This window comes from Streptomyces sp. NPDC058697, from assembly GCF_042715345.1.
Lineage (GTDB): Bacteria > Actinomycetota > Actinomycetes > Streptomycetales > Streptomycetaceae > Streptomyces > Streptomyces liliifuscus.
In genome coordinates, this window is sequence record NZ_JBHXSU010000007.1 from 262,558 (window position 1) to 273,700 (window position 11,143).

General features: G+C 69.5%; 7 protein-coding genes. 6 read left to right on the forward strand and 1 reads right to left on the reverse strand.

Annotated elements, in window-relative coordinates:
• Positions 1–71: 71 nt before the first annotated feature.
• The 4 genes from ACFWXQ_RS19380 (at position 72) to ACFWXQ_RS19395 (ending at position 3,157) form a co-directional block, all read left to right on the forward strand.
• Positions 72–1,088: a LacI family DNA-binding transcriptional regulator gene (locus ACFWXQ_RS19380; RefSeq protein ID WP_383942223.1), complete on the forward strand. Its 1,017-nt coding sequence runs from the start codon at positions 72–74 to the stop codon at positions 1,086–1,088.
• A 167-nt stretch (positions 1,089–1,255) separates the two neighbouring features.
• Positions 1,256–2,053: an SGNH/GDSL hydrolase family protein gene (locus tag ACFWXQ_RS19385; protein ID WP_383942226.1), complete on the forward strand. Its 798-nt coding sequence runs from the start codon at positions 1,256–1,258 to the stop codon at positions 2,051–2,053.
• A 53-nt stretch (positions 2,054–2,106) separates the two neighbouring features.
• Positions 2,107–2,688, forward strand: coding sequence for a PadR family transcriptional regulator (locus ACFWXQ_RS19390; RefSeq protein ID WP_383942229.1), 582 nt, complete (start codon positions 2,107–2,109; stop codon positions 2,686–2,688).
• 85 nt (positions 2,689–2,773) lie between these two features.
• Complete coding sequence (locus tag ACFWXQ_RS19395) at positions 2,774–3,157, forward strand: VOC family protein (RefSeq protein WP_383942232.1); 384 nt, start codon at positions 2,774–2,776, stop codon at positions 3,155–3,157.
• Positions 3,158–3,185: 28 nt separating this feature from the next.
• Here the strand turns inward: ACFWXQ_RS19395 and ACFWXQ_RS19400 are convergent, their stop codons facing one another.
• On the reverse strand, positions 3,186–7,265 hold the full coding sequence (locus ACFWXQ_RS19400) for a discoidin domain-containing protein (RefSeq protein WP_383942235.1): 4,080 nt from the start codon (positions 7,263–7,265) through the stop codon (positions 3,186–3,188).
• A gap of 302 nt (positions 7,266–7,567) precedes the next feature.
• Between ACFWXQ_RS19400 and ACFWXQ_RS19405 the strand changes: the two genes are divergently transcribed.
• Positions 7,568–9,739: a glycoside hydrolase family 27 protein gene (locus ACFWXQ_RS19405; RefSeq protein WP_383942238.1), complete on the forward strand. Its 2,172-nt coding sequence runs from the start codon at positions 7,568–7,570 to the stop codon at positions 9,737–9,739.
• 113 nt (positions 9,740–9,852) lie between these two features.
• Complete coding sequence (locus ACFWXQ_RS19410) at positions 9,853–11,142, forward strand: ABC transporter substrate-binding protein (protein ID WP_383942240.1); 1,290 nt, start codon at positions 9,853–9,855, stop codon at positions 11,140–11,142.
• Position 11,143: the final 1 nt, after the last annotated feature.

The following is an 11,143-nucleotide window of genomic DNA, read 5'->3' on the forward strand; positions in this document are numbered from 1 at the left end:
GTTCGGACCGGGCGAGTGCGGACGGCGTCTGAAGTGACGGTTTCCTCTAGGCGGAAAAGGTTTTCGTGACGATGGACTCTACGCGGCGACGCGCGACCACGATCACCGATGTGGCCACACGCGCGGGGGTGTCGATCGCGACCGCGTCCAAGGCACTCAACGGCCGGAGCCAGGTCCGCGCCGAGACGCTCCAGCGTGTTCTCCGGGCCGCGGAGGAACTGGGATACCAGCCGAACGCGCTTGCCCAGAGCCTGATCTCCGGGCAGACCCGCACGGTCGGGCTGCTCACCAGCGACAGCGTCGGCCGCTTCGGCATCCCCGTGCTGCTCGGCGCGGAGGACGCCTTCGGCACGGGGGAGATGGCCGTCCTGCTCTGTGACGCCCGCGGAGACGCCATCCGCGAGCGGCACTACCTTCGCACCCTGCTGGCCCGCCGCGTCGACGGGATCATCGTGGTCGGCGAGAGCACGGACCCACGACCCTCGATCAACCTCGATCTGCCCGTGCCCGTCGTCTACGCCTACGCACCCTCCGACGATCCGCAGGACGTCTCGTTCGTGCCCGACGACGTGGGCGGGGCGCGCATCGCCGTTCATCACCTGCTGACCGTGGGCAGACGGCGTATCGCCCACATCACCGGGCCCACCCATTACCAGGCCGCCCAGGACAGGGCGGCCGGCACCGTCGAAACCCTGGAAGAAGCCGGACTTCCCCTCTCCGGCGGCCAGGTTCTCTTCGGCGCCTGGTCGCGGCGATGGGGGCGGCAGGCGGCCGAGATCGTACTCACCGCCGACTCGGAGACCGACGCCGTGTTCTGCGGAAGCGATCAGATCGCTGCGGGGTTCGTCGAGGCGGTCCGTGAACGGGGCCGCCGCGTTCCCGACGACATCGCGGTCGTCGGATACGACAACTGGGAGGTCCTGTCCGCCGAGACCAGGCCACCTCTGACGACCGTCGACATGAACCTGGAGGTGCTGGGCCGCACGGCCGCCCAGCATCTGTTCGCCGCCATCGGCGGCCGGGCCGCCTCGGGGGTGCACCGCATGCCCTGCAGCCTGACGATCCGGGAGTCGACAGTGGTGGAGTAGGACCGCGGGGCCGGGGTGCCTGCTGGGCGAGTTCCCACTCCTGTGAGCCGTGCGCGACCGACATGTGCACTTCCTGGCATAGTCAACTATCTTAATAGCCGACTAGTCAGTCATCCGCTCTCGCTCCGCAGGCAGCGGGGGTTCGAGCTCCGAGAAGGCGGGCGATCATGGCGAACAGTGGCTACGCGCGGTACGTCGCCCTGGGTGACAGTCAGACCGAGGGCCTCGGTGACGACGACGGCACCGGGAACCCGCGAGGGTGGGCGGACCGGCTCGCCGAGCAGATCGCGCGGACCGACACCGGCCTCCTGTACGCCAACCTCGCCGTCCGTGGGCGCCTTGCGGGTGAGGTGCGCTCACAGCAGTTGGAGCCCGCGCTGGCACTGCGCCCGGATCTGGCGACGGTCGTCGCCGGTGTCAACGACGTGCTGCGTCCCCGCTTCGACGCGGACGAGGTGGCCGAGCACCTGGAGGCGATGTTCGCCGCGCTCACCGGGAGCGGTGCCCGCGTCGCGACGCTGACCTTCCCCGACTTCGCGCGGATCGTCCCGGCCGCCAGACCCATCGCCCACCGGGTCACCGCACTGAACAGCCGCATTCGCGAGGCGGCCCGCCGCCACGGTGTAGTGGTGGCCGACGCGGAGCCTCACCCGGTGGTCACCGACCTCCGGCTGTGGAGTCCCGACCGGCTGCACGCGAGCCCGCGCGGCCATGCCCTGATCGCCGCCGCGGTCGCCGAGGCACTCGCCGTACCGGGAAGCGACGACAGCTGGATCAGACCTCTGCCCGCCGACGAGCGCGCGCATTCGAGGCTGCGCGTCGTCGGGACCGAGCTGCGCTGGGCGGGCTCCTTCCTCGGCCCCTGGCTCGCCCGTCGCCTGTGCGGCCGCTCGTCCGGTGACGGCCGGGAGGCCAAGCGGCCCGCCCTGCTTCCGGTGGCACAGGTCGTCGAAGGCCCCTCGTGAGGCCCGCTCATAGTCGTCGCACTGAGTAATCAACAGGCTGTTAGGTTGGATTCATGGCTCTTCGCAACGCGGTGATGGCGGCGCTTCTGGAGGGTGAGGCGTCGGGGTACGACCTTGCCAAGGGGTTCGAGGCGTCGGTCGCCAACTTCTGGATGGCCACACCGCAGCAGCTCTACCGCGAGCTGGAGCGTATGGAAGGCGAGGGCCTCGTCGCCGCTCGCGTCGTGCAGCAGGAGCGCCGTCCGAACAAGCGGCTGTTCTCGCTCACCGACGAGGGTCTTGCCGCCGTACGGGCCTACACCGCCGAGCCGCCCGCCAAACCGACGGCGATCCGGGACGAGTTGCTGGTCAAGGTCCAGTGCGTGGACGTCGGCGACATGGAGGCCGTACGAACGGCCATCGCCCAGCGCATGGAGCTGGCGGCGACCAAGATCGCGCGCTATGAGCGGGTACGGGAATGGCTGCTGGCCGGACGTACCGAGGACGAGTACTTCACCACCGCCGAACGCATCGGGCCGTATCTCACCTGTCTGCGTGGCCTGTCCCTCGAACGGGACAACGTGACCTGGGGCGAAGTGGCCCTCAAACGACTCGCACAGCGCGCGGAGGCGCTCGCTTCCCCAGCACGAGACTGAGCGCGTACGCCCCCGCCGCGATCCCGCGGTTGCTCATGCCGCGGCCGACAATCGGCCTCGGGGCTGTCTATGTACACTCCCCGGCATGGCATGCCGCATCAGTGAACTGGTACTCGACTGCGCCGACCCCGAACGGCTCGCCGCATTCTGGTGCGAGGTTCTCGGCTACGTCGAACTCGGCCGGGAGGACGACGGAAGCATCGAGATCGGGCCGCCCGACGCCGGCTTCGGCGGCCCGCAGCCCACCCTCGTCCTGAGCCCCAGCAGCGACCCGCGGAGGGGGAAGCTCCCCCTGCACATCGACGTCAACGCCACCGACCGCGACCAGGACGCCGAGTTGGAGCGGCTGCTCGCCCTCGGCGCCAGGCCGGCCGACGTCGGCCAGACCGGCGCCGAGAACTGGCACACCCTGGCCGACCCGGAAGGCAACGAGTTCTGCCTCCTGCACACCCGGCTCAAGCCCCTCTGACCTGGCCGGGGGTGCGTCGGACAGGAACCTACGGGCGCGCTGTCGCGGAGCGGCTGTTGTACGCCTCCACCTTCAGGAGCGGTCGGTGCGAGGGCAGAGCACGGGCGGGCCAGGACAAGGTGACGGTCTGCGACTCGCCGGGCAGCAGCCACAGGTAGTTGTCGCTGTAGAGCGTCGGCAGCACGCGATGACCGGTCTTGTCGTTCAGCAGGGACAGCCGGACCATGGCGGCGACTGACCGACCATGGTTGCGTACGGTGGCGGTGAGTTCGTGACGGGTTCCGGAACGGGACAGGCGCGTCACGGCTGCGGACACCTTGGTCTGCGGCGCCTTGGTCAGCGCCCGCATGGCGGCCGCGGTGCGATGGCGCCAGTACGTGTTGCGCGACAGGACGCGGCCGTCGCTGCTCTCCAGGGTCAGGCGCAGCAGGTGCAGGTCGGGCAGGTCGTCGGTCCAGGCGCTGGTGAACGCCTTCGTGGTGGCGGCCGGTGCCACGTCCAGCCGCGCGTTCTTGGTCTTGCCGAGCTGACGACCCGACAGGTCGAACAACTGCGCCGAGACGGTGGCGTTCTTGAGGTCCTTGCGCGTGTGGTTGACGGCCAGGACCTGTCCCTTCGGGTCGGCCTGGACATGTAGCGGCTCGCAGGCCGTGCGGGCGCCGTAGTAGGTGCCGTTGACGTCGAAGTCGTAGTCGTAGGTCTGCCAGACCGTGCTGTGCCACGCGGGGTGGGACATCCACAGCATCAGGCCGCTGGCGTTGTCCCACAGGTTCGCGTTCCATGCCTCGAACATGGCGCGCGTGTTCTCGTAGTTGACGAACTGGGCCTTGCGGGCGAAGTCGTCCAGGTCCTCGGTCTCCCCGAGTCGGGCCTCGACGGCTGCCTTGTAGGTGTGCGGTGCCTGGTTCCCGCGTTCACTCCAGTCGTGGTAGTACCACGCGCCGCGGATCGGCCACTCGGGCTCGTCGCCCGTCATGTTCCGCACGCTGGCCGCGGTGGAGACGACCGGCATGCCGATCTCGGTGTGGAAGCCGAAGTCCTTGCTGCCGTACGTGGACGGATCGAAGTACTTCTCCGGCTCGACCCAGCCGTAGGGACCGCCGCCGGTGATGATGCCGCCGGCCGAGTTGTTCTGGTAGAGGATGCCGGGGACCTGCTGTTCGACGGCCTGGCGCATGCCCTTGTCGATGGCGGCGGGCGGGTTGCCCTCGTTGGCTCCGCACCAGATCACCACGCTGGGGTGGATGCGGTAGCGCAGGACGGTGTCCCGCGCGATGGAGTTGAAGGCGTCGTGGTCCGGCGGGTCCATGGCCCACGCGTTGGGGAAGTCGTTCCAGACCAGGATCCCGTGCTCGTCGCAGGCGGCGAAGAACTCCTCCCGGTCGCAGGTGCCGACCCAGTTGCGGATCATGGTGAAGTTCATGTCGCGGTGCATCCGCACGGCCGCGTCCATCCGCTCCGGCGGCATCCGGCGCAGCAGTTCGTCCCAGCCCCAGTTGCCGCCGCGGGCCAGGACCCGCACGCCGTTCACGCTGATCTTCAGCGGGTCGGGGGTGTTGGACACGGACTTCACGTCGGTCCATGTGTCCCCGTCGTCGGACACCTGGATCACGTAGGTCTTCGGGTAGGCCGGCTCCCACACGATCGCCACCCGGTCGAACCTCTTCGCGGTGCCCAGGTCGACCTGGATCCACTGCTGGTCCTCGTACTGCGACGACCAGCGGGTTCCCGTATCGCCGTCGGTGGCGTGCGCGGCCGGGTGGTCGGACTCCTCGGTCGAGGCGGTCGCCTTCTGACGCAGGGCGAGATCCGTTCCGGGCTTGGCGCTGTCGATGACGCCGAGGGACCACAGGGAGTTGCCCCAGCTCGTGTTGCGCACCCCGCAGGCGATACGGACGTACCGGGCGGTGCGCGGAGCGAACTCCTCGACCTGGAGACTGGCGTTGCCGTTGTTGAAGGGCAGCGGCACCGCGCTGTTGTCCACCGACGCCACATCGGTCCAGTCGGCGTCGTCGGAGGAGACCTGCACCACGTACGTCTTCGCGTATGCCTGCTCCCACGTCAGGTCGATCCGGTCGAAGGACTGTGGGGAGCCCAGATCGACCCGGATCCACTGGTCGTCCTCGTAGGCCGAGGACCAGCGGGTGCCGGGATCGCCGTCCGTCGCATTGGCCGGACCGCGGTCGTCCCCGTCCTTGCTCGACGCCTCGGCGGGTGCGTGCAGGGCGAGGTCGACGGAGGGCCGTGCGCTGTCGGACACGGCCAGCGTCCACAGCGAGTTGCCCCAACCGGAGGCCCTGGTCAGGCACTTGACGCGTACGTACCTGGCCTGCTGCCGGTCGAAGGTCACCGACTGGGTGTAGGCGTCCTCGGAGGCGGTGAACGGCAGCGGCACCTCGTACTCGTAGCCGAACTGGCGGATGCCGAACCGGGTGGTGCGGCGGTCGCTCTCGGCGCCGTCGAGCGAGGCGACCAGGGTGAGATCGTGCAGAGCGGGGTCGCCGAGTCCGTTGGGCCACCACAGTTTCGGGTTGCGGAGCCGCAGTTGACCGAAGGCGTCGGGGGTGAACGTGACGTCGATGCTCTCGCCCGCGGGCACGGTGACGACCTTGGACACCCGTACGCCGTCGAAGGCCGCGGAGACCGTCGCTCTGTGGTCGGAGGTGTCGGCGTTGCGGACCGGAACGACGATGGTCAGTTCGGCGACCGACACGTCCGGCAGCTTCGGCAGGAGGGTGTCGACACGGGGATCGCCGATCACGACATGCCCGGTGGATCTCAGCCGGACGTGGTTCCAGATACCGGCGGCCCGGTCGCGTACCGCGGGCATCCAGTCCCAGCCCGAAGAGGCCAGGTAGGTGGGCGAGTTGAGGTTCATCTGGTTGGCGCCCGCGTCCACCCAGGCCTCGCCCGCGGGGCCCTTGTCGCCGGGGCTGCCGGGCACCGGCATCGGCGTGATCTTCACCGCGAGCGCGTTCGCGCCGCCCGTCGAGAGCAGCTCGGTCACGTCGTGGGCCGAGCGGGCGAAGGGATAGGTCAGGTCCCCCACCTGCTTGCCGTTGAGCCAGATGTCGGCCTTGTGGTTGATGCCGTCGAACTCCAGCCAGATCCGCCGCCCGGCTCCGGTGCGCAGCCCGCGCGGCAGCTCGAAGTCCCGCTTGTACCACCACGCGTGCCGCGACAGGGCTTCGGGGACATGGAGGTTGTTGAGTCCGGCGACGGGATCGGGCAGCTTGCCCTGGTCCACGAGCGAGGCCAGGACCGTGCCGGGAACGGTCGCCGGCAGCCAACCGCTGGTGTCGACAGTCGTCTTCGACAACTCCTTGCCGTCGGCGTCGGCCCAGTCGTCGAGGGTCAGCCGCCAGCCCGACTCCACCGGCACCGTGCCGTCGTCGGCCATCACCAGCTTGGGCGCGGGCCCGGAGTTCTTGCCCCAGTCCGTCCAGCCGGTGGCCGAAGGACGGTGCCCCTTGGGGCTGCCGTAGACCTCGAAGCCGTTCAGACCGAGGGGGTTGGGGTTGGAGCGTTTGCGCGAGGTCATCCGCACATGGCGCGCGGTGACCGGGCGCGGGAGCTGGATGTTCACCACTCCGCCGGTGCCCGCCGTCGTGCGGTACACGCTGGTCCAGGATTCGCGATTGGTGGAGGTCTCGACCACGTACTCGACCGCGTAGCTCGACTGGATCTCCTTGCCCGTGGTGCCACTGGCGGGATTTCCCGTGGTCGGGGGAGTGAACACCGGGTCGCTCGCGTCGCCTTCGAACGTGAGACGGATCCAGGTGACCTCGCAGGCGGCCTGCAGATCGATCGAGATCCACTGCGGGTCACCCGCCCCGGCACGCCAGCCACTGCCCCGCACTCCCGGTGAGGCGAGCCGGTCGACCACGAACGAGCCGGGAGTGGGCGCGTAGGCCGTCGAGGAGACCGTGACGGGGCGGTAGAGCGCCAGTTCGCGAGGCGAGGTGGGCGCGGCCGACGCGTCGGCGCCCGCTGCGGCGGCGGTCGGCGCGGGCAACAGGGAACCAAGTCCGAACCCCGCCAGCAGGGTGGAACCCGTGGTGACGAGGGAGCGTCGCGACAGGCGTGGCGAGCTCGACTGATCTGTCATGAGCGTGATGTCCCATCAAAAGACAGCGGTGCGGGCCGGGTACGACACGGCACGTGATCCAACGAATGACAACGTTGCCAAAGGCTGTGGCGCGGGCGGGAATCTGTCAACCCCCGAGGCGGACTTCGTCTCTTGAGACCTGGTTGGCCGGCGTTGGCACGACGCCTCTTTCTATTAAATTAGGAATTAATATTGACAGGGTTTCGGCCGCACGCCACAGTCTTCGCCGTGACGTGGACGGCCCCCTGTCGCAGCGCGGCCCGCGTCACGTCCTCGTGCTTCCCAACCCTCGGGAGAGGCAAGTGATTTCACACCCGCAGGTCCGCACACCCGCGGCGTCCAGACTGACGCGCCGAGCCACCGCGGTCGCGATCGCAACCGTGCTGGCGGTGACCGCCGCCCCGGCGGCCACGGCGCAGACCGGCACCGATCGGGGCGCCGTCGACCAGGGCGCACCCGAGTACTACGACAGTGGTCTCGCACCGACGCCCTACATGGGCTGGAACACCTACTACGGGCTGGGCGCACCCACCGAACAGGCGGTGCGCTCCGTCGCGGACAAGCTGGTCAGCAGCGGTCTGCGCGACAGCGGTTACGACATCGTGTGGCTGGACGGCGGGTGGCAGGCCGACAATCCACGTGACGCGAAGGGGCGGTTGGCCGCCCATCCGGACCGCTTTCCCTCCGGCATCCCGGCGCTGGTCTCCTACCTGCACAAGCGCGGCCTGAAGGCGGGCATCTACACCGACGCCGGCGCCTACGACGGTGGCAAGACCTGTGGCCTCGGCAGCAGGGGCCACTACGAGGAGGACGCCCGGCAGTTCGCGGACTGGAAGATCGACGCGGTCAAGGTCGACTTCCTCTGCGGGATCGGCGCCAAGCTCGATCCGGGCCCGGCGTTCAAGGAGTTCAGCGACGCGGTGGCCAAGTCCGGCCGCAGGATGCTGCTCAACCTGTGCAACCCGCTCACCGACGACTGGGGTCTGCCGCACACACCCGAGCAGGACGCGCACAACTCGTACGTCTACGCCCCGACGATCGCCGACTCCTGGCGCACCGGAACGGACATCGCCTGGGGCACCCCGAGCCCCGGACAGTGGCCCAACGTGCTGCGCAACATGGACGCGAACGCCTGGCACCCCGAGGCGCAGGGGCCGGGCCACTACAACGACCCGGACTACCTCATCCCCATGCGGCGCATGGGTGACGGATCCCTGGAGCTGACGCAGGAGGAGTCCACCACACAGTTCGTGATGTGGGCCCAGATGGGCTCGCCGCTGGTCATCGGATCCGATCCGCGCACCCTGTCGGACTCGATGATCAAGACACTGCGCAACCCGGAGATCATCGCCGTCGACCAGGACCCCCTCGCCATCCAGGGCGTACGGGTGGCCAGTGACTCCGTCGGCGACGTCTACAGCAAGGTCCTCGCAGGTGACGGCAGGCGCGCGGTCGTGCTGCTCAACCGCTCCGACCAGGCGGTCGAGCGCACTGTCCGGTTCTCCGACGTCGGCCTCGGCGGCGGGGTGAAGGTGCGCGACCTGCGGGCCAGGGCGGACCGGGGTACCCACACCGACTCGTACACGGTCGAGGTCCCCGCACACGGCACCGCTTTCCTGAAGCTGACCGGGGCCGACGCCCTGCCCGGCACCAGCCTGGGCCAGCGGGCCACGGCGAGCCCTGCGGTGGTGCGCGACGGCGACACGCTCACGACGTTCCTGCGCGGACCGAACGGCTCGCTCGTCCAGCACACAGCCACCGCAGACGGTGACGGCAGGGCTCGGACGCGGGATCTCGGCGGCCCCACGAAGGGCAGGATCCTCGGCCAGCCCGCCGCGTACGCCTCGGCCGGCGGCCGGATCGATGTCTTCGTGCGCGGCACCGACTCGCGGGTGTACCGGCGGGTCTTCGCCGACGGCCGCTGGGGCACCTGGCAGAACCTGGGCGGCCGGGTGACCGACGCGCCGTCGGTGGCGTTCACCGACCCCGGGCACTGGACGCTGTTCGCCACCGGCTCCGACGGGCAGGTCGTGCAGCGCGGCCCTTCGACCGGATGGTCCTCGCTCGGCGCACCCGGTGACCGGGCGGTGTACGGGCGGCCGTCCGCCGCCGTCGACTCGCAGGGGCGGGTCCACGTGGCCGTGCGCTCCGCGGCGGACGACGTGTGGACGCGGTCCAGGGAAGCGTCGGCGTCGGGGGAGTGGTCGCCATGGAAGTCGATCGGCGGGACCGTCGGCGGCAGCCCGACGCTCGTCGCCGTAGGAGACGCCGTGGTGCTGTACGCGCGGGCCTCCGACTACACGCTCTGGCAGCAGCGGTACGAGAACGGTGCCTGGCAGGGCTGGACCAAGCGGCAGGAGTTCCCCAGCGCGGCCTTCGAGGGCGCGCTCGGAGCGGTGGCAGGGCCGGGCGGCACGGTCGACGCGGTGTTCCGCGGAGTCGACGGCTACGTGCACCGGACCCAGTTCAAATAAATTAGTAATTATTCTTGACGTGGCGTGAGTGCCACGCGAATCTGTATCCGCGCGAGCGGGGCCCGGCCGTCAGGAGGGCCGCCCCGCCCGCGCGGATCCACAGGGAGCCATCCATGACGAACCATCAGACCGGCCGACGCCGGTTCCTCGCAGGACTCGGTGCCGCCGGGACGACGGCGCTGCTCAGCGGCTGTGTCACCGCCACCTCCTCCGGCAAGAGCTCCTCCAAGGGCGCGGTGACCCTCCAGTCCAACGTGTCCGCACCGCAGGCCAAGGCCGCGATGCAGGACCTCGTCGCCGCGTACGCCAAGAAGGGGTCGGGGCGCGCCAGCCTCAACACGGTCGCCGCGGAGACCTTCCGCACCCAGCTGCCGACCTACCTGACCTCCGCCAACCCGCCGGACGTGTACACCTGGTACCCCGGCTCGGTGGCGGACGCCTACGCGAAGAAGGACCTGCTGCTCGACCTCGGCGAGGTCTGGAGCTCCTCGGCCGACCTCAAGAGCTACTCCAAGGCCCTGAACTCCCTGTGCACCGCGAAATCGGGCAAGAAGGTCTTCGTCCCCGCCACCTACTACTGGTGGGGCATGTTCTACCGGAAGTCCAACTTCGCCAAGTGGGGCGTGAGCGAGCCCAAGAGCTGGGACGACTTCCTCGACCTGTGCGACAAGCTCAAGAGCAAGGGCGTCGACCCGATCGGCCTCGGCGCGGGCGGCAACACCGCCTGGGTGGCCTCCGCCTGGTTCGACTACCTCGACATCCGGATCAACGGCGCCGAGTACCACCGCGAACTCCTCGCCGGAAAGCACCGGTTCGACGACCCCGAGGTGCGCAAGGTCTTCGACCGCTGGCAGGAGGTGCTGCCGTACTTCGACCCGAACGGCGACGCCGTCCCCTTCCAGGACGCCACGACCGCCCTGCTCAACGGCCGCACCGGCATGATGCTCATCGGCACCTTCTTCGCCGACGCGGCCCCCAAGGACGCGCTCGACGACATCGACTTCTTCCGCTTCCCCGTCATCGACCCGAAGATCCCGCTCGCCGAAGAGGCCCCGGTCGACGGGTACTTCGCCAGCGCCCGCACCGGCCGCCGCGACCAGGTCGTCGACCTGATGAGCTACCTCGCCACCGCGGAGTCCCAGGAGATCTACATCAAGGGCTCCTCGGGCACCGTCCTGCCGTGCAACCCGAAGGCCAAGGACGCCGGCACCGCCCTGGTGAAGAAGGGCCGCGCGCACGTCGAGGAGGCCGCCGAGATCACCCAGTTCTTCAACCGGGACTCCAGCGACGCCCTCCAGCCCACCGCGGACACCGCACTGACCAGGTTCCTGGCCAAGCCGAAGGAGATAGGCAGCATCCTCACCGGCTGGCAGCGCGACGCCGAGAAGATCTGGAACGCCTGAC